The organism is Citrobacter sp. Cb080, assembly GCF_030334745.1.
Lineage (GTDB): Bacteria > Pseudomonadota > Gammaproteobacteria > Enterobacterales > Enterobacteriaceae > Citrobacter > Citrobacter braakii.
Genome location: NZ_JAOWDG010000047.1, coordinates 15,491 through 38,001 on the forward strand (window position 1 = coordinate 15,491; position 22,511 = coordinate 38,001).

Consider the following 22,511-nt stretch of genomic DNA (forward strand, 5'->3'; position numbering starts at 1 on the left):
TTCCCGCTTAAAGGCGTTTGTGGAGGTGATGTATGTGCGAACTGCTCGGGATGAGCGCCAATGTGCCAACCGATATCTGCTTTAGCTTCACCGGGCTGGTTCAGCGCGGCGGAGGTACCGGGCCGCACAAAGACGGCTGGGGTATTACGTTTTATGAAGGTAAGGGTTGCCGTACGTTTAAAGATCCGCAACCCAGCTTTAATTCGCCTATCGCCAAACTGGTACAAGACTATCCCATCAAATCCTGTTCCGTGATTGCCCATATTCGTCAGGCGAATCGTGGCGAAGTGGCATTGGAAAATACCCATCCATTTACGCGTGAACTGTGGGGACGTAACTGGACGTACGCTCATAACGGACAGCTCAGCGGCTATAAATCGCTGGAAACCGGTAATTTCCGCCCGGTCGGGGAAACCGACAGCGAAAAAGCTTTCTGCTGGTTGCTCCACAAGCTGACTGAACGGTATCCGCGTACGCCTGGCAATATGACGGCAGTGTTTAAATATATCGCGATGCTGGCAGGAGAATTGCGTGAGAAGGGCGTCTTCAACATGCTGTTGTCTGACGGGCGTTATGTGATGGCTTTCTGCTCGACCAACCTGTTTTGGATCACCCGTCGTGCGCCGTTTGGCGTGGCGACACTGCTGGATCAGGATGTGGAAATCGATTTTAGCTCAGAGACCACACCCAATGATGTGGTCACCGTGATTGCCACTCAGCCGCTAACCGGCAATGAAACCTGGCAAAAGATTATGCCAGGCGAGTGGGCGTTATTTTGTCTCGGGGAGCGTATAGTTTGATGCCAGCTGCGGCTGAACCACTTCGTGACTCAACGGCTTGCTGATAACGTAACGGCCATCGACGACGGAAACGGTCGGTGGCTTACGCGTTTGTTCAAAGTAATCGTAGCCAGGCTTTAGCTGCGCCCAGAATTCTTTGTAATACGAGAACTTATGGCGCTGCATGTTGGCATCGGTCATGCGGAATGGATAAATGCTAACCTGCACGCTGGACTGCCCAAACACCAGTGCGCCGGTGACAAACTGGAAAATCTCATCAATGCCGTTGTCGGTCATTGCGTAGCAGCCGACGGAAACGCAGGCTCCGTGGATCATCAGGTATTTACCTTCATAACCGTGTGCGCGGTCATAGGCGTTAGGGAAACCAATGTTAATCGCTTTATAAAAGCGGCTATCCGGTTTCAGCTGTCCGCGCTGTACGCTGTAAAACCCTTCCGGGCTTTTGAAATCGCCCTGACGCTGTTTCGGACCTAAGCCGCCGGAATAATTGCAGATCTTATAGCTGTCGAGCAATTGATACTGTTCGCCCATCTTGACGTACAGATCCAGCGTTCGCTCTTCTTTGAAGATCTGGATATAGACGGGGGAGCCCATTAATTGCTGCTTATATTCTTTGCTGACAGGCGTAGTCTGGCTGCTGCTGCTCAGCAAACCGGCAAATGAAACGCACGGCAATAAAAGCATCGCAAGAAAAAATGCGATTTTACGCATACTGCTTATTCCTTGATAAAACGATTACACACGCCAGGACGGCAAAAAGAGTTCCCAAATCGGATAAATCTGGATCTGGAGCGCTCACATTATCACCCAGAGAGTTTTTCGCAAGTCTCTCGTGCGGCGTTTACACTTTAGATTTTCTTTATACGGAAAATTGTGCTTAAAGGCAGTCAGACACTGACGTATTTTGCGGGTTAGCGCACGTCATTAAGTCTTCTGAGTGCAGAATTCCTAATATATTGAATTTAAAAAATTAATAATTTAATAATCGAATATTAAAATGGAATGCCCGGCAATAGCGGTAGACTGCGGCGAACGTGTTTGATTAGGTAGTGTTGTTTTCATGTCTTTTGCCTCTGCGCCCCGACGCTTTTTGCCGGGTCTGCTGTCTTTGTGTGTTGTGTTGTCCTCGCCGTCTGTCGCCAAAGTTCAGCCCCTCTTATCTGACGCCCATTTAAGCTATGCGGCGCAATTACGCATGCGTAACCGCGCCCGGCTGCTGAAGCAGTACCACGCGCAGGTAAAAAAGCAGGCAAGTTATGTGGTGGAAGGTAATGCGCAAAGTAAAAGCGCGCTGCGCCAGCAAAACAGGACGCTGATTAAACAGCACCCGGAGTGGTTCCCGGGGCCACTAAAAGCGAGCGATCAACGCTGGCAGGAGCTGGCTGAGAATGACCATTTTCTCAGTAGCGATCATCTGCACAACATAACCGAAGTGGCAATCCACCGTCTTGAGCAGCAGTTAGGTAAACCCTATTTGTGGGGCGGGACCAGCCCGGAACAAGGCTTTGACTGTAGCGGGCTGATCTTTTATGCCTACAACAAAATTCTGGCAGCAAAATTGCCACGTACGGCGAATGAAATGTATCACTATCGGCGGGCGACCATCGTCGCTAATCGCGACCTTCGTCGTGGTGATTTATTGTTCTTTCATATTCACAGTCGGGATATTGCCGATCATATGGGCGTCTATTTGGGGCAGGGACAATTTATTGAATCGCCGCGTACGGGAGAAACGATTCGGGTGAGCAATTTATCCGATGACTTCTGGCAGGATCATTATCTCGGCGCTCGTCGTATTCTGACGGAAAATACCATTCTGTAATCAAAAAGGCGGTGCGAATGGCACCGCCTCGTCAGGGGTTAACTCAACGCCCCCATGATCTTTAATTCCAGCTCATCCGGAACTTCGTTATATGACAACACCTGTAAGCCTGGTGCAAACAGGCGCGCATAGCGCGCAAGCAGAGGACGTAGCTGCGGTGCGACCAGCAGTACCGGCTCTTTACCCGCGGCTTTCATCTGTTCTTTAATCTGCGGCATATTGGTCTGGAACTGATTCAGCATATTAGGATCGACCGGTACGCTATCGAGCACCACTTTTCCACTTTGCTGAGCCTGATTCACTACATTAGCCAGCAGATTCTCCAGCTCATTATTCAGCGTGTAGACCGCCAGCTCATCTTTGCGCACAAACGGATGGGTAATGCTGCGACGGAGCGCCAGACGCACATCTGCCGTCAACAGAATATGATCTTTAGTGACGGCGCTACTGGCGACCAGTACGGTGGCAATGGTAACGATATCGCGCAGCGGCACGCCTTCGACCAGCAGCGCCCGATAAACCTTCAAGAGCTGGCTGTAATTCAGCGCCGCGCTCAGATCTTCCGCCAGACGGGGGGGCCATCGAAGAGAGGCGGTTATGCAGTTGGGTAATATCATCGTAGTTAAACAGGTCGGGAATAAAGTTGCGAATGACCTTATTCACATGCGTCGCAATGACGCTGGCACTATCAATGACCTGATGCCCCATATTTAGCGCTTTGGCTTTTTGCGCCGGGACAATCCACGTCACCGGCATACCATAGGCCGGATCGTGGCCTAAAACACCATCGATCTCGCCATACGTTTCACTGGAGGGCAGCGCCATCAGTTTATCTGAAGGAATATCGGCCTCATCAGCCTTGATCCCATTGATAAAAATGGCGTACTGGGTCGGTTTTAGACGGAAGTTTTCGCGGATGCGAATTTCCGGGAGCAGCACGCCGTTAGTGTCTGAGATAACCTGCCGTACACCGCGAATACGTTGAGTGAGCGGATTCCCTTTGGATTTGTCTACCAGCGACACCAGCTTGTACCCCAGGCTCAGGCTGATTGGCTCGATCAAAGGGATAGTTTCCCAACTGACCTGTTGCTCGGTGGTTTCAACGATGGTTTTGGTCAGCGTCTCAAGATTTTTCTCTTCAGTTTCAGCCACCTTCGGGCGCTTGCTCATACGCCAGGCGGTGAACCCCATCAGGGCGCTGAACACCAGGAACGGGAAGTGCGGCATTCCCGGTACCACCGCCAGTACAAACATAATGCTGGTGGCGGTATAGAGTACGGAGGGGCTGGCCAGCAGTTGGCTACGCACGTCTGTGGCGATATCACCGCTGTCGCTCACGCGTGTAACGATAATCGCCGCCGCCGTCGACAGCAGCAGAGACGGGATCTGGGCAACCAGACCGTCGCCGATGGTCATCAGTACGTATTGCTGGAATGCGGCTTCGGCGCTTAAATCGTATTTAAAAATACCGATACAGACGCCGCCTATCAGGTTGATGGCCAGGATCATCATCCCGGCGATGGCATCACCGCGCACGAACTTCGACGCACCGTCCATTGCGCCATAGAAATCCGCTTCGCCCGCCACATCTTTACGTCGCGCCTGCGCCTGTGCCTGATTAATCAGGCCTGCGTTCAGATCGGCATCGATCGCCATCTGCTTCCCGGGCATGGCGTCCAGCGTAAAGCGGGCCGAAACCTCGGAGATACGCTCGGCACCCTTGGTAACCACGATAAAGTTGATTGTGAACAGCGTCAGTAAAGCTGACCGCGAAAATATCGTGGCGGCGCTGCATGGTCAGTCAATCTTTAACGGTGGCGGTATGGCGCCGTTAAATAAGCTGGGCAAGCAGCCGATAGCGCCGGGAGCGCAGAAGAAAAACGTCACGCGCAACAAACTCGATAAAACCGTCAACCCGCAGGAGACGGCGAAAATTACGGAAGAGAACGCGAAAAAGGCGCTGGATGTGAATGAAAAAGCGGTGCTGCTGAAACAAAAATCAGCCCGCGAATTGGGCGAACTGGCGACCGACATTAACGTTATCGCCCGCAATGCGCATATGGAAACTAACCTCGAGATGGAGATTGTTCCTCAGGGGCTGCGCGTACTGATTAAAGATGACCAGAATCGCAATATGTTTGAGCGCGGTAGCGCCAGGATTATGCCGTTCTTTAAATCGCTGCTGGTCGAACTGACTCCCGTGTTTGACTCGCTGGATAACAAGATAATCATCACCGGGCATACAGATGCGATGAGCTATAAGAGTAACATTTACAACAACTGGAACCTCTCCGGCGACCGCGCTTTGTCGGCGCGACGCGTGCTGGAGGATGCCGGAATGCCGCAGAATAAAGTCATGCAGGTCAGCGCGATGGCGGACCAAATGCTGCTGGATGCGAAAAACCCGGAAAGTGCCGGGAACCGTCGCATTGAGATCATGGTGCTGACGCAAAGCGCTTCCGATACGTTGTATCAATATTTTGGCCAGCAGGGAGAGAAGGTTGTGCAACCGCTGGTGGATAAGCTGGACAAGCAAAAGCAAGTGACTTCTTTACGTCAGCAATCTGCTCCCGTCACTCATTAATTCTGTTCCCGTCCCCCACGCAATGTGGGGGCAATTTATTCCTCAGGAAGGCAATGTGATAGATGTAACCCAGATTATTCCATTGGAGATTCATACTGATAACGTCACCGATGTAGCCTGTCAGGGGGCGCATTTCGACAAGGTTTCAGGTATCTGGTACACCGAACCCCACGAGCTAAACGGGGCGCTTCGTGACTATGTCTACGACACCGACAATTTTAATATTGTCGCGCCGTACTCTCTGGTGATTACCTCGAAGATGCACTGCTGGAGTTGCCACCAAATTACCCGCATCCATGGCGTGATGTTTACCCGCTTTATTAAGAAAAATCAGGATGGTCAGGGCTGGCAGTCGGTCAGGCGTAACAGCTTTTTGTTCCACATTAATTCTCTGCCTGAAGAGATAAAAAAGAACATCAAAGCCAGCAATTACTACCTCGATAAAAGTAAAACCACCGGGCTACGTTACTGGATGAATCACTGTGAAATTTGTGGTGAACGTCTGGGCGACTACGAGCTTTTCTGCGTTGAAAATGATGCCTTCCGCCTGATGACAATCGAAAAACTGCTGCGGGCAAATGTTCGCAAAGTGAATAAACTGTTTGTCAGTACGGCGGGGAATCCCGCAGAACATACGAAAAAGGATATTGTGCGTTACCTGTGCGATGCCCGCTTCGTCATGAATGGTCCGGCGTAAGGAATAATCATACTTCTCACACTATAAAAATACTGTATACTTAAACAGTGTTGTGGGAGGCGAGTAATGCGCAAAATCATACATGTTGATATGGACTGCTTTTTCGCAGCGGTGGAAATGCGCGATAACCCCGCTCTGCGTGACATTCCCATTGCCATCGGCGGCAGCCGGGAGCGCCGGGGGGTTATCAGTACAGCCAATTACCCGGCGCGCAAATTTGGCGTGCGTAGCGCGATGCCAACGGGAATGGCGTTAAAGCTATGCCCGCATCTTACCTTATTACCCGGTCGCTACGAGGCCTACAAAGAAGCCTCCCGCCAGATTCAGGCTATTTTCTCCCGCTATACCTCGCTGATTGAACCCCTGTCGCTGGATGAAGCCTATCTGGATGTAACCGACAGCACCCACTGCCACGGTTCTGCCACGCTGATCGCCCAGGAGATCCGCCAGACGATTTTTAACGAGCTGCAGCTAACCGCCTCCGCCGGGATTGCGCCGGTTAAATTTCTGGCAAAAATAGCCTCCGATCTCAACAAGCCCAACGGGCAATATGTGATTACCCCTGCCGATGTTCCTGAATTTCTCAAAACGTTACCGCTAGGCAAAATTCCCGGCGTCGGCAAAGTCTCCGCCGCGAAGCTGGAATCAATGGGATTGCGTACCTGCGAGGATGTTCAAAAATACGACCTGGCAATGCTGCTCAAACGTTTTGGTAAGTTTGGTCGCGTGCTGTGGGAGCGAAGCCAGGGCATTGACGAGCGGGACGTTAACAACGACAGACTGCGCAAATCCGTCGGCGTGGAGCGCACGCTGGCGGAAGATATTCATGAGTGGTCAGAATGCGAGGCGATTATTGAGCGGCTTTATCCCGAACTGGAACGGCGTCTGGCCAAGGTAAAGCCGGATCTCCTTATCGCTCGCCAGGGGATAAAACTCAAGTTTAATGATTTTCAGCAGACCACGCAGGAGCACGTCTGGCCGCGCTTAAATAAAGATGACTTAATTGCGACGGCGCGTAAAACCTGGGAAGAACGTCGGGGAGGGCGAGGCGTGAGGCTGGTGGGATTACACGTCACGCTACTGGATCCCCAACTGGAAAGACAGCTGCTGTTGGGGCTGTGACTCTGATGGATTGCCGGATAAGCGTAGCGCTATCCGGCATTTAGCGCAGAATCTTACTTCGCCGGAATCGACTTCAGCAGTTCAGTCAGCAGCGTCCAGTAGTGGCCAACGCTTTCGATATGAACCTGCTCATCCGGGGAGTGTGGACCGGTGATGGTTGGCCCGATGGAAACCATGTCCATTTCCGGATACGGTTTCTTGAACAGGCCACATTCCAGACCGGCGTGAATGATCTGGATGTTTGGCGTTTTGTTGAACAGACGCTGGTAGGTTTCGCGAACCAGGTGCATAACCGGAGAGTTAGCATCCGGCTGCCAGCCAGGGTATCCGCCTTTGGCCTGGGTTTTCGCGCCAGCCAGTTTACCCAGTGAATCCAGCATGCTTACCACGTAGTCTTTACCGCTGTCGATCAGGGAACGGATCAGGCAGTGAATTTCAACGTTGTCGTCAGTCATGGTTACAACGCCGACGTTCAGGGAGGTTTCAACCACGCCTTTGGCTACGTCGGAGTTGCGGATAACACCGTTCGGGGTGGCGTTCAGCAGACGTACGAAGCTGTCGCGAGACTGAGTGGTCAGCGCGGCTTTGTCGTGAGTAACGGCATCCAGCAGCAGAGCCAGGTTCTTCTCTTTGGCTTCCAGTTCGTTTTTCAGGATTTCCTGGTAGGTGTTGACCAGCGCTTTTAACGCATCAACTTTATCTGCCGCCACGGCGAGGGTGGCAAAGGCTTCACGCGGAATTGCGTTGCGCAGCGTACCGCCGTTGAAATCAACCAGACGCAGATCCAGCTCTTCAGCGTGACCCGCCAGGAAGCGTACCAGCAGCTTGTTAGCGTTACCGAGACCAACGTGGATTTCGCCACCGGAGTGACCGCCTTTCAGGCCTTTCAACGTCAGCTTAAAGCTCTGGAAGCCAGCCGGGATTGCTTCACGGGACAGCGGCAGGTTAGAGGTGAAGTCGATACCGCCTGCGCAACCCATATAGATCTCACCTTCTTCTTCAGAGTCGGTGTTGATCAGGATATCTGCCTGCAGCCAGTTAGCCTGCAGACCAAACGCGCCATCCATACCTGCTTCTTCGGTCATGGTCAGCAGCACTTCGAGCGGACCGTGTACCACGTTGTCATCAGCCAGAACGGCCAGTGCGGACGCCATGCCGATGCCGTTATCCGCACCCAGCGTGGTACCACGGGCTTTTACCCATTCGCCGTCAATATAAGGCTGGATAGGATCTTTAGTGAAGTCGTGCACGGTGTCGTTATTTTTCTGCGGGACCATATCCAGGTGCGCTTGCAGAACGACCGGCTTGCGGTTTTCCATTCCTGCGGTAGCGGGTTTGCGAATCAGGATATTACCGACCTGATCGCGCTCGACGTGGAAACCTTTCTCTTGGGCCCAGCTCAGAATGTGTTCAGCGAGCTGCTCTTCATGGTAGGACGGATGAGGAATAGAACAGATTTTGGCAAAAATATCCCACAGTGGTTGCGGGGATAATTGAGACAGTTCAGACACGTTGAGTCTCCTTGGCGATGTCCTACAAAACTTGCTTGCAGGCCACAGGGTTAGCAGAATTAAAAACATCACAAGTCAGGCTTGCGCGATGCGATTGAGAATACCACTTTCTCCGCTGACGGCTAGCATAAAGCATGCAAAAAGAGGCGCGGATTCCGCGAAACACTGGTTTTTAGTGCGTCAGATCTCTATAATCTCGCGCAACCTATTTCCCCCTCGAACACTTTTTAAGCCGTAGATAAACAGGCTGGGACACTTCACATGAGCGAAAAATACGTCGTCACCTGGGACATGTTGCAGATCCATGCACGTAAACTGGCAAGCCGCCTGATGCCTTCTGAACAATGGAAAGGCATTATTGCCGTTAGCCGTGGTGGTCTGGTGCCGGGCGCATTGCTGGCGCGTGAATTGGGTATTCGTCATGTCGATACCGTATGCATCTCCAGCTACGATCACGACAACCAGCGCGAACTGAAAGTGCTGAAGCGCGCCGAAGGCGACGGTGAAGGTTTCATCGTAATTGATGACCTGGTTGACACCGGTGGTACCGCCGTAGCGATCCGCGAAATGTACCCTAAAGCGCATTTCGTCACTATTTTCGCTAAGCCGGCAGGTCGCCCGCTGGTGAATGATTATGTTGTTGATATCCCTCAGGATACCTGGATTGAGCAGCCGTGGGATATGGGCGTAGTGTTCGTTCCGCCGATCTCGGGTCGCTAATCTAAAAAGTTTTCAACGCCCGCACTGTCGGGCGTTGTTCTTTTTGTGCTGTGTCAGGTTACACTATGCCTTAGTGAGTACTCATGGAGGCTGCAATCATGTCACAGGCTAACCTCAGCGAAGTCCTGTTTAAACCCCGCTTCAAACACCCTGAAACGTCAACGCTGGTTCGTCGTTTTAATCACGGCGCGCAGCCGTCCGTACAATCGACCCTGGATGGCAAAACCATCCCGCACTGGTACCGTATGGTGAACCGCCTGATGTGGATCTGGCGTGGCGTCGATCCGCGCGAAATCCTCGAAGTGCAGGCACGTATCGTCATGAGCGAAGCCGAACGCACTGATAAAGAGCTCTACGACACGGTTATCGGCTATCGCGGTGGAAACTGGATTTACGAGTGGGCGAAGCAGGCGATGGACTGGCAACAGAAAGTCTCTATGGAAGAGGATCCGCAGGTGAGCGGACGCCACTGGCTGCATGCTTCCACGCTCTATAACATCGCCGCTTATCCGCACTTAAAAGGCGATGAGCTGGCAGAGCAGGCGCAGGCTCTGGCCAATCGCGCCTATGAAGAAGCCGCACAGCGTCTGCCGGGCACGCTGCGTGAGATGGAATTTGCCGTTACCGGTGGCGCGCCGATTACCGGCTTCCTGCATATGCCAAAAGGCGACGGTCCGTTCCCGACGGTGCTGATGTGCGGTGGCCTCGATTCCATGCAAACGGATTATTACACTCTGTATGAGCGCTACTTTGCCCCGCGCGGTATTGCCATGCTGACGCTGGATATGCCGTCGGTCGGGTTCTCGTCAAAATGGAAACTGACCCAGGACTCCAGCCTGCTGCACCAGCACGTATTAAAAGCGCTGCCGAATGTTCCGTGGGTGGATCACACCCGTGTGGCGGCCTTCGGCTTCCGCTTTGGCGCCAACGTGGCGGTACGCCTGGCGTATCTGGAATCATCACGTCTGAAGGCGGTGGCCTGTTTGGGTCCGGTGGTTCATGCGCTGCTTAGCGACCCGCAGCGTCAGGCAAGCGTCCCGGAAATGTACCTTGACGTTCTGGCCAGTCGTTTGGGAATGCACGACGCATCCGATGAAGCGTTGCGCGTTGAGCTTAATCGCTATTCATTAAAAGTGCAGGGCCTGCTGGGCCGACGCTGCCCGACGCCAATGCTGTCGGGGTTCTGGAAAAACGATCCGTTTAGCCCGGAAGAGGAGTCGCGTTTAATCACATCTTCATCTTCTGACGGTAAGCTGCTGGAGATTCCATTCAACCCGGTGTATCGCAATTTTGACAAAGGGCTGCAGGAAATAACCGGTTGGATCAATCAGAGATTGTGTTAAAAGTTTGCTAAATTTTATCGATTTGGTAAAACAGGTGCTTCACCTAAGGAGATCGTAATGACGTTACCGAGTGGGCATCCGAAAAGTAGATTGATCAAGAAATTCACCGCGCTTGGCCCGTACATCCGGGAAGGGCAGTGCGAAGATAATCGGTTTTTTTTCGATTGTCTGGCTGTTTGCGTCAATGTGAAACCCGCCCCAGAGAAACGCGAGTTTTGGGGCTGGTGGATGGAACTGGAGGCGCAGGAAAAACGCTTCACGTACAGCTACCAGTTTGGCTTGTTCGATAAAGACGGGAACTGGACTGCAGTGCCGGTGAAAGAGACTGAAGTGGTAGAGCGACTGGAATATACCTTACGTGAATTTCATGAAAAATTACGTGGGTTGTTAACGTCGCTGAATCTGGCGCTGGAGCCTGCTGACGATTTTAACGATGAACCGGTTAAATTAACGGCATAATGAACAGTAAAATGCCGGATGGCGGCGCAACCCCATCCGGCATTTTTTTATGCTACATCAGAACTGATAAACCATACCGACAGCAACGATATCATCATTGTTGATGCCCAGTTTATTGTCGCTATCGAGCTGGTTGATTTTATAATCGACAAACGCAGACATATTTTTGTTGAAATAGTATGTTGCGCCAACGTCGATATAATTCACCAGATCCTCATTGCCTACGCCTTCAATATCTTTCCCTTTTGACAGCACATAACCCAGTGACGGACGCAGACCAAAGTCAAACTGGTACTGAACTACCGCTTCGAAGTTCTGTGTTTTATTAGCGAAACCACCGGAAATTGGCGTCATATTGCGCGTTTCAGAATAGAACGTCGCAATATAAATATCGTTAGCATCATATTTTAAACCGGTCGCCCAGGCTTCTGCTTTATCGCCAGTCCCACGCGTTTGCAGATTCTGCTGGTTGGTACGATCGGAGTTGGTATACGCACCGCTCACCGCGAAATCGCTGCCGCCAAAGTCATAGGTAACGGAAGTACCAAAACCGTCGCCGTTTTGTTTTTTCACATCGCGGTCCTGATTTTTCCCCTGGTATTGCAGGGTGAGATCCAGACCATCCACGACGCCGAAGAAGTCGGTGTTACGGTAGGTCGCCAGGCCGCTGGCGCGTTTGGTCATAAAGTTATCGGTCTGCGCGGAGGAGTCGCCGCCGAATTCCGGGAACATATCGGTCCACGCTTCCACGTCGTACAGCGCGCCGAGGTTACGACCGTAATCAAACGAGCCAAGGTTTTTTAATTTCAGACCGGCAAAGGCCAGACGGGTTTTTTGCTGGTTTGAGTCGCTTTCGGCTTTATTGCCGGCGAACTCTGCTTCCCAGCGGCCATATCCCGTCAGTTCATCGTTAATTTGCGTTTCGCCTTTAAAACCTAAACGGATATAGCTCTGGTCGCCGTCTTTGCTGTCATAATCCGTCATGTAATGCATGGCTTTTACTTTGCCGTACAGGTCCAGTTTATTACCGTTCTTGTTATACACTTCCGCTGCCTGTACGGATGCCGACGCAGTAATACCCATCACCACTAATGCCAGAGTGCTCTTTTTCATTTTCATTCCTGATTAAAAGTACGCGCTAATATTCACTGGGTGTGATCCCCGTTAAAAGACAGGAGGGTTTTTAACGTCTGGTAATGAACGTTTTATGACAAAGTAAGAATATTTTTAAAAAAGGATGTTTTTTTGTTTCTGTAATAAATGCGTCAAAATCTGCCGCTACGCTTGCTGATCCTGCGCAATAAAATTTCATGCTTTGTGCGCTGGTTGTTGGCAACCGGGGCCAGTCCTGCTAAAACGTTCGTTTGATATCATTTTCCCCAATTTTGAATGGCAGAGAATCATGAGTGACAGCCAGACGCTGGTGGTAAAACTTGGCACCAGTGTGTTAACGGGCGGATCGCGCCGCCTGAACCGCGCCCACATCGTAGAACTGGTTCGCCAGTGTGCGCAGCTCCATGCCGCAGGGCATCGTATTGTTATCGTTACCTCGGGCGCGATTGCCGCCGGACGTGAGCATCTGGGTTACCCTGAGCTCCCGGCAACGATAGCCTCGAAACAGCTGTTGGCGGCGGTAGGGCAGAGCCGATTGATTCAACTGTGGGAACAGTTGTTCTCGATTTACGGTATTCACATCGGACAGATGCTGCTAACGCGTGCGGATATGGAAGACAGAGAGCGCTTCCTTAACGCCCGCGATACGCTACGCGCGCTGCTGGATAACAACATCGTTCCTGTCATTAATGAGAACGACGCCGTAGCGACCGCCGAAATTAAAGTCGGTGATAACGACAACCTTTCTGCGCTGGCGGCGATTCTGGCCGGGGCCGATAAGCTGCTGCTGCTGACCGATCAGCAAGGGCTGTTTACCGCCGATCCGCGCACCAACCCGCAGGCTGAGCTGATCAAAGACGTTCACGGTATTGATGATGCGCTGCGCGCCATTGCCGGTGATAGCGTCTCGGGTCTGGGAACCGGTGGTATGGGGACTAAACTGCAGGCCGCTGATGTTGCATGCCGCGCCGGGATTGACACCATTATTGCCGCAGGCAGCAAGCCGGGCGTAATTGGCGACGTGATGGAAGGCGTTTCCGTTGGGACGCGTTTCCATGCACAGGCCTCTCCGCTGGAGAACCGTAAACGCTGGATCTTCGGCGCACCGCCAGCCGGGGAAATTACCGTTGATGAGGGGGCGACCGCAGCGATTCTGGAGCGTGGCAGTTCATTACTGCCAAAAGGCATTAAAAGCGTGACAGGCAACTTCTCTCGTGGTGAAGTGATCCGCATCTGCAATCTCGAAGGGCGCGATATTGCCCACGGCGTTACCCGCTATAACAGCGATGCGCTGCGCCGTATTGCCGGACATCACTCACAACAGATCGACACCATCCTGGGCTACGAATACGGTCCGGTTGCTGTCCATCGCGACGACATGATTACCCGTTAAGGAACAGGCATATGCTGGAACAAATGGGCATTGCTGCCAAAGCTGCGTCATACAAGCTGGCGCTGCTCTCCAGTCGCGAAAAAAACCGCGTACTGGAAACGATAGCTGATGAGCTGGAAGCGCAAACGGAAAGCATCCTCAGCGCGAACGTACAAGATGTTGAGCAAGCGCGAGCCAACGGCCTGAGCGAAGCGATGCTCGACCGCCTGGCGCTGACTCCGGCGCGTCTGAAAGCGATTGCCGACGATGTGCGTCAGGTATGTAATCTCGCCGACCCGGTCGGGCAGGTGATTGATGGCGGTCTGCTGGATAGCGGCCTGCGTCTCGAACGTCGTCGCGTTCCGCTGGGCGTGATTGGCGTGATTTATGAAGCGCGTCCAAATGTCACCGTTGACGTTGCTTCCCTGTGCCTGAAAACCGGTAATGCGGCGATCCTGCGCGGTGGGAAAGAGACGTACCGGACGAATGCGGCAACCGTGGCGGTTATCCAAAAGGCGCTGGAAGCCTGTGGTTTACCCGCCGCAGCCGTGCAGTCGATAGATAACCCGGACCGAGCGCTGGTCGCCGAAATGCTGCGTATGGATAAGTACATTGATATGCTGATCCCTCGCGGTGGCGCGGGTCTGCATAAGCTGTGCCGTGAGCAGTCGACTATCCCGGTCATCACCGGCGGCATTGGGGTTTGTCATATTTATGTTGATGATAGCGCGGAGATCGACCCGGCGCTGAAGATTATCGTCAACGCCAAAACCCAGCGTCCGAGCACCTGTAACACCGTAGAAACCCTGCTGGTGCATCAGGATATCGCTGCGCGTTTTCTGCCTGCGCTGAGCCAGCAGATGGCACAAAGCGGCGTCACGCTGCATGCCGACGACACCGCGCTGGCCACATTGCAGGCAGGGCCCGCTAACGTGGTTGCGGTGAAAGCCGAAGAGTATGACGACGAGTTTCTGTCGTTGGATCTGAACGTTAAAATCGTTACCGATCTGGACGATGCTATCACCCACATTCGCGAGCATGGGACCCAGCATTCCGATGCCATCCTGACGCGCACACTGCGTAACGCCGATCGTTTCGTGAATGAAGTGGACTCTTCTGCCGTGTACGTTAACGCCTCTACTCGTTTTACCGATGGCGGCCAATTCGGACTGGGGGCGGAAGTGGCTGTGAGTACGCAAAAACTGCACGCGCGTGGCCCAATGGGTCTGGAAGCACTGACCACCTATAAGTGGGTTGGCTTCGGTGACGACACGATTCGTGCGTAATTGAAAACGGGCGATGCCATAATAGGTCTATGATTTTCAGGTCTATTAAGGCATTGCCCGGTTAATTCTACCCTTTACCCCGCTACCGTATTTGTTTTCTATCCTGCGTTTTATCATCATCCGCATCAGTCTGGTTTTTACCCATGCGCTCCCTGGCGTTGAAAGACGACGTATCACAGAATTTTCCCTGCCAGCATGAATTTTCTGGGTCTGTAGCTCACGTATTGTTCCCATGGTTCGATCTATTAGAATCAGTCTCATTTTTATGAGGAGTTGTTGCGTGAAATCGGATATTCACAAACATAGCATTCCTGTTGTGCCGCTCGGTAACCCGTTTCCCCCCCGCCATTGTTCACTGTGTCCAAAGGGCGCGGCGATTGATCGTGATAATCAATACCGATTGATAGACAAAAGAAGGAAGTTTAAAGCGGGGGAGATACTCGCCCGGCAGGATGAAGCCGCAGACATGCTTTTTGTTATTCACGAGGGGTACTGCACGTCCAGCGTGGAATGTGGTGATAATGATTTTATCAGTCGCTTTTATTTTCCGGGAGACATCATGGCGCTGGATGCTGTTGAAGGGGGAACGTATCTGACAACGATCAAGGCTGCAACGGCTGCGGAGGTATGTCATATCGATATTGCGCGGTTGTTCAAGGCAGCAGAAAAGGAGCCGTCGGTTGCAGCGGCAGTCATCAAGTTTCTCTGCAGGGACAATGGATTCATTGTTGAAAAACTACGGCGTTATGCCAATAAACATGCTGAGGCCAGAATCGCTGCTTTCCTCGTGGAGTTTTACGAAATGCATTTACGTATTGGCAGGCCAGAAACGACGCTTCGCTTGCCATTCTCGCGGGAGGAAATTGCCAGTTATCTCGATCTTAAAATTGAAACCGTTAGCCGCTCATTAAAATCCCTCGAACAACAAAAGTTGATTAGCTTACATCGGGTTCGTACGGTAACAATTAATAGTTACTTGGGGTTAAAAGGTTTCAGCTAACGCTATCTTTGCCGTGTGTTATTTATCTCTTGATATTCCAGGAATATTCGTTTTATATGGAAAATTCCTGGTTTTATTTATGTGAAATAATTATCAATTCGAATAATAATCCTACAGGTCAGCGCTATTTTTATAAGAATATTCCCCCATAACTAAATATTTCATGAGAATTTTCTTGTGAAGTTAAAAAATTAGCATAATTGCAACAAATAATAAGCATTATAGAGAGAATATGGAGATGTTAATTATCTTTATGTTTTGTAAGGGTTTTGCTCTGGTGTTATTTGTATGATCTTTTTGATATTTATCAAAAACATAAAAAAGATGAATTGTTTGATTTTGCTTATCTGGGTGGGTAATGATTCTGAAAATGGATGTGTTTTAAGTGATTGTGTCTTAGGAAACTTCTTAGGCAATGTTTTTTACGGGAAAGTTCTTAGTTTTTTGTAATTTTTGCGTTTCAGGGTTTGTTGAGATGTTACTTAATTCAAATGATAATTTTTTGGCGCGGCAATTCTGGCTCGCAATTAATGGAACCGCTGGAGTGACTTAATAATAAGACTCGGTGGTGAGTTTGTTCTTAGGAGAAGATAAAATGAAAAAATTATTATTAGTAACCTCTCTGGCTTCTGTATTTGTTGCAGCAAATGCAATGGCAGATGTTACTGCTTCTGCAACTGCCTCGTGGGACGCGACGGCAACAAAAGATACCACCAGCATGTTGGTTGTCACCCCGCTGAACTCTTTAACTTTCCAGTATGCTGAAGGGCTGAATGCCTTCAACTCTCAGGACGGTGCTTTTGATGTGACGATTCAGGGTCAGGAGACGGCAACTGATTTTGAGCTGACTGCTCAGATTATTAGCAACACTCTGACCAACGCCAGTGGTGATGCTTCTACCCTGAACGTAGGGGTGGCATGGAATGGCACGGCACTGACTAATTCATCAGATACTGTCCTTGTTAACTCCAGCTCTACTTCTGGTCTTGAAAGCCTGATGGCAGATGGCGCTTATAACGGTGTCGCTCGTGTCAGCGATCAATCCAACTTCAAATTCACCATCGCGTCAGCGACTTCTGATGGTAGTCAGACAGTAGCAGATTACTCTGCACTGCCAGACGGCTATTGGACTGGCGATGTAAAAGTACAGTTCAATGCAACCTGGACGACTCCGTCTGCCTAAGTAATAAAAAATTCGGGAGAATTTGTTCTCCCGAATTTATCAGGAATGGTGTCATGAAAAAATATTTACCGGCAGCGATGTTGGTAGGGTTAGTAGCATCTTTTCCCGGATGGGCAATTAATGTTGGTGAAATTACATCGATCATGACTTCTACTGAGAGTTCATTATCGAAAGAAATTATCAATACGACAGATGCGGCGCGTTATGTCAGTGTTTCGGTAAAACAATTGTCATCACCTTTGGCCGGGGGAGTCGAAATAAAGCCCGTTAATTCCGGAGAATTACTCTCTACACCTGCCAATCTTATTCTTCCTGGCCAGGCGAAGGATGTTTTTCGTTTCTTTTATAAAGGACCTGCAGATGATATCGAACGTTATTATCGTCTGCAATGGATAGATGAGCCGGTCACCGAGAGCGCGGAAACCCGGGCGAATAAAATGGCTGTTGCAACAGCGTCGGCTGAAATTGGCACTATTCTGGTAGTCGCGCCGCGCAAGGAACGTTTTGAATATAGCCGAAATGGCGATGTTATTACCAATACCGGCAATGTTTCATTTCGTGTGATCGCTTATGGGGCTTGTAAAGATAAGGCTCACGAGCGGGGACGAGGCTGTCGCGAACGTTATTACATTATGCCGGGTACAAAAATAAAATTACAGTTTACCGACATTAGTAATAGCCGTTCACGCATCGGTATCTGGCACGGTAAGCAGTTTATTACAGTGAAGTGATGGTCAATAGCAGCCATCTGTACGGGATAAATAAAATTACCGGAATGTAAGGATGCATATGACAACAACAAATATTGTCGGCGGTAGCATTTGTCTTTTTATTGCGCTGACACCAGGATTTTCACATGCAGCCCCAGTAAAAGTGGGTAATTACGTTATTCCCAGCGCTTTCGCCCGTTCACTGGAGCAGGGAATGACGGTGCCGGTATATATTCGTTACAACGAGACTGACGAGAAAAGTCAGCAAAAAGTTGCCGATGCGGTGATTTCGCTTGTTGATGGCAATATTACAGTTAAAGCCCTGACTCTTGCTGAATTGCCCAATAATGCCGTGTTATCTGGAAAAACCCGCGCGTTGGTGGAAAAAATTCGTGATGTGAAGTTTCACGATAACACCAATATCGAACTATCGGATGATGCACGCCTGCAACTCAACGTCTCTTCATTTCACCTGGAGATGATTGTCAGCAAAGATGCGTTAACTGAAGCGATTGTCGCACGCAGCAGCCTGCTTGGACCTTCCAGCGTGGAGACTCTCTCTAACGTCCTGAACTATAACTTTGGCACCTACTACAACGATTATCATAACGGCAGCAGTACCCGCAGCTATCTGACGATGGACAATACAACATCGCTGCGTGAACACCATGTCAACATTAACGGTTCGTTTTACGGCATAGGCGACAGCAACAGCACCAGTAAACTCTATCGCGCGATGTATGAGCGTGATTATGACGGATATCGACTGGCGCTCGGGATGCTCGACACCTGGAATGTCCAGTCTATTGCCAGCCTGAATGCGCTGAATGGTGGGAAAATTTACGGCGTAAGCTACGGAAACAAAGGAAGTACGGTTGTTGAGAATACCTCGCTTTCGCTTACGCCAATTACCGTATTTCTGCCAGCTGCTGGCGAGGTTCATGTAATTCGTGACGGGCGTTTGCTCAGCGTACAGAACTTTAATATGGGCAGCTATGAAATTGATACCAGTCGTTTCCCGTATGGTGTTTATGACGTCACGGTAGATATCGTGGTCAATGGCCGGACAATTAATAGTCGAATTAGTCGGGTCAATAAAATCTTTGCCCGCCAGCAGGCAGCCGGAATTGATCAGCTCTCATGGCAACTGTTTGGTGGCTCACTGGATTATGACCGTGTGAGTTATAAGCGAAACCACTATCAGGATTTAGGCAATGAGCAGACCTGGATTGCCGGCGGTGCCGCATCGGTGACGCTGGCGATATTGTCGGGGCTGGGCCTGAAATCTACGCTCTACGGTTTTGGCAACAATGCGGTTAATGAAACGGATGTCACGCTCAATGTGAATGAATACGTAAGCATTGGCAATCAGACGCTGGTAGTGAATGATTCGTCATGGCGAAACATCAGTAATATCAATCTCAATGTCCCCGAGGGATATGGTTCCCTTTGGGCATCTCGTGAAGACAGTAAAATTGGCAACCGTCTGCCCATGCAGGAGCGTGACAATTATTCCATTGGTGGCACTCTTAACCTCGGGAAGTTTATTCCTCATGGCGGCTCGCTTACCGTGAGTCAGACGGAGAATCGCTACTCGGGAAATAAATACCGTAACCTGGACTACAGCACGACCCTTTATTCAGGCAGGTATGCCACGGTTGGGCTGCGCGCAGGTATTCAGCGTTATTACTACAATAACCGGAATGACGATGGGCGACAGGAACGTTATGTCAGCCTGGATTTATCGTTGCCGTTGGCGTCCTGGTTGAGCATGGGCGTCTCCCGGGATCGCTATGGCAGCACTCAGGGTAATCTCAGCGCGCGCAAGCAGTATGCTGAAGGCCCCATTAAATCGGTCGGATTATCGGCTTCGACACGCCTGAGTGGCGAGCAGTATTACGACAATAATTATTCGGTAAACGGCAATCTGAGTTATGACACGAAATATAACGCTGGCACCGTATCGGTAACGCGTTCCGCGGACAACTCCACCAATATGAACTTCTCTTCTCAAGGTTCCCTGGCGTGGGCAGGAAAAGATTTCGGTCTGAGTAAAGAGAGGCAAAGGTCAGGCATTATTGTGAAAACCGATTTGACCGGCGAAGGGAAACTGGCTGCGAAGATTAATAACCGAAATTATCTTCTCAGCGGTAAATCAAATTTCATTGCACTGCCGCCTTATGCTCAGTACAAGCTGGAGATCCTCAATGATAAAAACTCTGAAGACAGCTTTGATATTGTTTCAGGGCGCAAACAGGAACTGACGCTATATCCGGGTAACGTGGGTGTTATCAACCCTGAAGTGAAAAGTATGGTCACCGTATTCGGGCGCATTCGTTATCCCGATGGGCAGTTGGCTGCAAACACCGATATTCATAATCACATCGGTAAAACGCGTACGGATGAAAAAGGGGAGTTTGCTATCGATATCGATAAGAAATATCCGGTCATCACGTTAATTTCAGCCAATGGCAGCCTATGCGAAGCCGATCTCGATTTGGAAAAAGCACGCGGCGCAGCGTGGGTTGGTGATGTGAAATGTGCCACGCAAACCACGATGGCGCAGAGGTAATAAAATGAAAGTATTAATTAAATTAGCTACTGTAATCTGTGCCGTGGGGAGTTTTGCGCCTGCGCCTGCGTTGGCTTTGAATGCAATATCTTCCGGCTCAGTCAGTAATAACTATTTGTTTATTGAAAATGCCATTGATAGTGAATACTTTATTACCCCCTCGGCACTCGATCCGCGTTTCAGCGGGTCAAACACGTGGATAAAATACGGTACTTCTCAGGTGAGTCTCGGGTATTTAGGTTTTGTCGGCTGGACTGCGCCAGGAAATTATTATCAGGACATGTGGATTGATAATTCCCCGATTAACGGCCCTTTTCGGGGGATCCGTTGTTATAGCGGCAGCCAGTGTCCATCAACTGGGTTTATTGCCGGGCAAGGCACTGACAATAACGGTTTTTATCATGCGCAGGTAGGATCTGTCGCGGGCGTTATTGGTGGCGCCTACGGATTCGCTTCCCTGACGGATACTGCCTATGAGTACTTTCGCAATGTGCCTACCGGTAGCAGCGAAACCTATGTGTTCAACCGTTGTTATACTTCCGTGAATTATGATTATTCTTCCGGGCAACGCTGTAAAGATCAATCAACAGGATTATGGAATTACGTCAATTATACGTTAACCAAACGCGGTCATCTGTCACTTGTATCGACTAATGCATTTCAGGAGCTTTGGGTTGCCAGCGACGGTACGCCGAGCATCACCAAAGACTCTGGTTATTGTGAGCTTGGCGTGGTGGGCGGCGCTGACGGCGTGATTTGCAAAATGGTGAGTTATAACCTGCAACAAACCGCCAATCTGACCGCCTCCCTGACGTTTCGCGCTTATGTCGACACGGCGATGCTTGGTTTTACGCCTGGACCGGCCACCGTGAGATACTCCGGGAATGGTTCAAACTGGTATAACTATGGTACTTCAACTGCTTATTACAACGTTTTCACGACCTCTGGAGAGTACATATATATTTTTCTGTCAAAAGCATTCCTGAAAAATCTCGTCGATTCAGGAATCAGCATTACTAAGGAAGGTGCGAATAAGCAGGTCATTTCTTCCCAAGCTGACTCGCTGATTAAAATTTCGCGGATCTGGGCCGATTTTTTTCCCGCAAACACATCGAATCAGCCTATTTAGGCTATTTTTTCCACCATTTCTGGCGTTATTTCCGGTTTTTACTGAGATCTCTCCCACTGACGTATCATTTGGTCCACCCGAAACAGGTTGGCCAGGGTGAATAACATCGCCAGTTGGTTATCGTTTTTCAGCAGCCCCTTGTATCTGGCTTTCACGAAGCCGAACTGCCGCTTGATGATGCGAAACGGGTGCTCCACCCTGGCACGGATGCTGGCTTTCATGTATTCGATGTTGATGGCCGTTTTGTTCTTGCGCGGATGCTGCTTCAAGGTTTTTACCCTGCCGGGACGCTCGGCGATCAGCCAGTCCACATCCACCTCGGCCAGCTCCTCGCGCTGTGGCGCTCCTTGGTAGCCGGCATCGGCTGAGACAAATTGCTCCTCTCCATGAAGCAGATTACCCAGCTGATTGAGGTCATGCTCGTTGGCCGCGGTGGTGACCAGGCTGTGGGTCAGGCCACTCTTGGCATCGACACCAATGTGGGCCTTCATGCCAAAGTGCCACTGATTGCCTTTCTTGGTCTGATGCATCTCCGGATCGCGTTGCTGCTCTTTGTTCTTGGTAGAGCTGGGTGCCTCAATGATGGTGGCATCCACCAAAGTGCCTTGGGTCATCATGACGCCTGCTTCGGCCAGCCAGCGATTGATGGTCTTGAACAATTGACGGGCCAGTTGATGCTGCTCGAGCAGGTGGCGGAAATTCATGATGGTGGTGCGATCCGGCAGGGCGCTATCCAGGGATAATCGGGCAAACAGGCGCATGGAGGCGATTTCGTACAGGGCATCTTCCATGGCACCGTCGCTCAGGTTGTACCAATGCTGCATGCAGTGAATACGCAGCATGGTCTCCAGCGGATAGGGCCGTCGGCCATTGCCCGCCTTGGGATAAAACGGCTCGATGACAGCGGTCATATTCTGCCATGGCAGAATCTGCTCCATGCGGGAGAGGAAAATCTCTTTTCGGGTCTGACGGCGCTTAGTGCTGAATTCACTATCGGCGAAGGTGAGTTGATGGCTCATGATGTCCCTCTGGGATGCGCTCCGGATGAATATGATGATCTCATATCAGGAACTTGTTCGCACCTTCCC

Annotated in this window: 18 protein-coding genes and 2 pseudogenes; 15 read left to right on the forward strand and 5 right to left on the reverse strand. The window is 50.7% G+C overall.

Features of this window, described 5'->3' with window-relative positions:
* The first annotated feature begins 32 nt into the window (after positions 1-32).
* Positions 33-800: a class II glutamine amidotransferase gene (locus OGV38_RS08735; RefSeq protein WP_016151816.1), complete on the forward strand. Its 768-nt coding sequence runs from the start codon at positions 33-35 to the stop codon at positions 798-800.
* On the opposite strand, the gene dpaA is transcribed toward OGV38_RS08735, so the two are convergent.
* Positions 771-1,511 (reverse strand): peptidoglycan meso-diaminopimelic acid protein amidase, encoded by a 741-nt coding sequence (gene dpaA / locus OGV38_RS08740; protein WP_286473188.1) that lies wholly within the window; start codon positions 1,509-1,511, stop codon positions 771-773. The genes OGV38_RS08735 and dpaA overlap by 30 nt on opposite strands.
* Before the next feature lie 349 nt (positions 1,512-1,860).
* On the opposite strand from dpaA, the gene OGV38_RS08745 reads away from it, so the two are divergent.
* Entirely contained in the window at positions 1,861-2,622 is a 762-nt protein-coding gene (locus OGV38_RS08745) for a C40 family peptidase (RefSeq protein WP_095715129.1), read from the forward strand.
* 38 nt (positions 2,623-2,660) lie between these two features.
* On the opposite strand, the pseudogene OGV38_RS08750 reads toward OGV38_RS08745, so the two are convergent.
* Positions 2,661-4,380: pseudogene (locus tag OGV38_RS08750) on the reverse strand (flagellar biosynthesis protein FlhA); the annotation flags it as partial.
* Between OGV38_RS08750 and lafU the strand changes: the two are divergent.
* The 3 genes from lafU to dinB all read left to right on the forward strand — a co-directional run bounded on the left by lafU (position 4,292) and on the right by dinB (position 7,025).
* Positions 4,292-5,206, forward strand: a complete 915-nt coding sequence (gene lafU / locus OGV38_RS08755) for a putative lateral flagellar export/assembly protein LafU (RefSeq protein ID WP_071600315.1) — start codon at positions 4,292-4,294, stop codon at positions 5,204-5,206. The pseudogene OGV38_RS08750 and the gene lafU sit on opposite strands and share 89 nt — an antisense overlap.
* A 55-nt stretch (positions 5,207-5,261) precedes the next feature.
* Complete coding sequence (locus OGV38_RS08760; RefSeq protein WP_269518838.1) at positions 5,262-5,903, forward strand: DNA primase; 642 nt, start codon at positions 5,262-5,264, stop codon at positions 5,901-5,903.
* Positions 5,904-5,969: 66 nt separating this feature from the next.
* Entirely contained in the window at positions 5,970-7,025 is a 1,056-nt protein-coding gene (dinB, locus tag OGV38_RS08765; protein WP_016155765.1) for a DNA polymerase IV, read from the forward strand.
* A 53-nt stretch (positions 7,026-7,078) separates the two neighbouring features.
* On the opposite strand, the gene pepD is transcribed toward dinB, so the two are convergent.
* Positions 7,079-8,536: a cytosol nonspecific dipeptidase gene (gene pepD, locus OGV38_RS08770; protein WP_016151863.1), complete on the reverse strand. Its 1,458-nt coding sequence runs from the start codon at positions 8,534-8,536 to the stop codon at positions 7,079-7,081.
* 261 nt (positions 8,537-8,797) lie between these two features.
* Here pepD and gpt point away from each other — a divergent pair, with 261 nt between their 5' ends.
* The 3 genes from gpt to crl all read left to right on the forward strand — a co-directional run bounded on the left by gpt (position 8,798) and on the right by crl (position 11,058).
* On the forward strand, positions 8,798-9,256 hold the full coding sequence (gene gpt, locus OGV38_RS08775) for a xanthine phosphoribosyltransferase (RefSeq protein WP_003031380.1): 459 nt from the start codon (positions 8,798-8,800) through the stop codon (positions 9,254-9,256).
* 98 nt (positions 9,257-9,354) lie between these two features.
* The gene (gene frsA, locus OGV38_RS08780) at positions 9,355-10,599 is read left to right on the forward strand and encodes an esterase FrsA (protein ID WP_286473191.1); all 1,245 of its coding nucleotides are present in this window, start codon (positions 9,355-9,357) and stop codon (positions 10,597-10,599) included.
* A gap of 57 nt (positions 10,600-10,656) precedes the next feature.
* Positions 10,657-11,058 carry a sigma factor-binding protein Crl gene (crl, locus tag OGV38_RS08785; RefSeq protein WP_016151866.1) on the forward strand — a complete coding sequence of 134 codons (402 nt, stop codon included), beginning with the start codon at positions 10,657-10,659 and terminating at the stop codon, positions 11,056-11,058.
* A gap of 57 nt (positions 11,059-11,115) precedes the next feature.
* On the opposite strand, the gene phoE is transcribed toward crl, so the two are convergent.
* Positions 11,116-12,171, reverse strand: coding sequence for a phosphoporin PhoE (phoE, locus tag OGV38_RS08790; RefSeq protein WP_016151867.1), 1,056 nt, complete (start codon positions 12,169-12,171; stop codon positions 11,116-11,118).
* 289 nt (positions 12,172-12,460) lie between these two features.
* Here phoE and proB point away from each other — a divergent pair, with 289 nt between their 5' ends.
* The 7 genes and pseudogenes from proB to OGV38_RS08825 all read left to right on the forward strand — a co-directional run.
* Complete coding sequence (gene proB / locus OGV38_RS08795; RefSeq protein WP_003031373.1) at positions 12,461-13,564, forward strand: glutamate 5-kinase; 1,104 nt, start codon at positions 12,461-12,463, stop codon at positions 13,562-13,564.
* A gap of 11 nt (positions 13,565-13,575) precedes the next feature.
* A complete protein-coding gene (gene proA, locus OGV38_RS08800) occupies positions 13,576-14,829 on the forward strand; it encodes a glutamate-5-semialdehyde dehydrogenase (protein WP_016151868.1) in 1,254 nt (417 codons plus the stop codon).
* A gap of 280 nt (positions 14,830-15,109) precedes the next feature.
* Positions 15,110-15,829 carry a Crp/Fnr family transcriptional regulator gene (locus OGV38_RS08805; protein WP_094761452.1) on the forward strand — a complete coding sequence of 240 codons (720 nt, stop codon included), beginning with the start codon at positions 15,110-15,112 and terminating at the stop codon, positions 15,827-15,829.
* Positions 15,830-16,424: 595 nt separating this feature from the next.
* On the forward strand, positions 16,425-17,012 hold the full coding sequence (gene ecpA / locus OGV38_RS08810) for a common pilus major fimbrillin subunit EcpA (RefSeq protein WP_269518833.1): 588 nt from the start codon (positions 16,425-16,427) through the stop codon (positions 17,010-17,012).
* Between the two features lie 53 nt (positions 17,013-17,065).
* Positions 17,066-17,743 carry an EcpB family pilus assembly chaperone gene (locus OGV38_RS08815; RefSeq protein ID WP_016155769.1) on the forward strand — a complete coding sequence of 226 codons (678 nt, stop codon included), beginning with the start codon at positions 17,066-17,068 and terminating at the stop codon, positions 17,741-17,743.
* Between the two features lie 58 nt (positions 17,744-17,801).
* Positions 17,802-20,294, forward strand: a complete 2,493-nt coding sequence (locus tag OGV38_RS08820) for a CS1-pili formation C-terminal domain-containing protein (protein WP_286473193.1) — start codon at positions 17,802-17,804, stop codon at positions 20,292-20,294.
* A 4-nt stretch (positions 20,295-20,298) separates the two neighbouring features.
* Positions 20,299-21,312 (forward strand): annotated as a pseudogene (locus tag OGV38_RS08825) (fimbrial adhesin EcpD family protein); the annotation flags it as partial.
* Positions 21,313-21,461: 149 nt separating this feature from the next.
* Here the strand turns inward: OGV38_RS08825 and OGV38_RS08830 are convergent.
* Positions 21,462-22,442, reverse strand: a complete 981-nt coding sequence (locus tag OGV38_RS08830) for an IS5-like element ISKpn26 family transposase (RefSeq protein ID WP_000019450.1) — start codon at positions 22,440-22,442, stop codon at positions 21,462-21,464.
* Positions 22,443-22,511 lie beyond the last annotated feature (69 nt).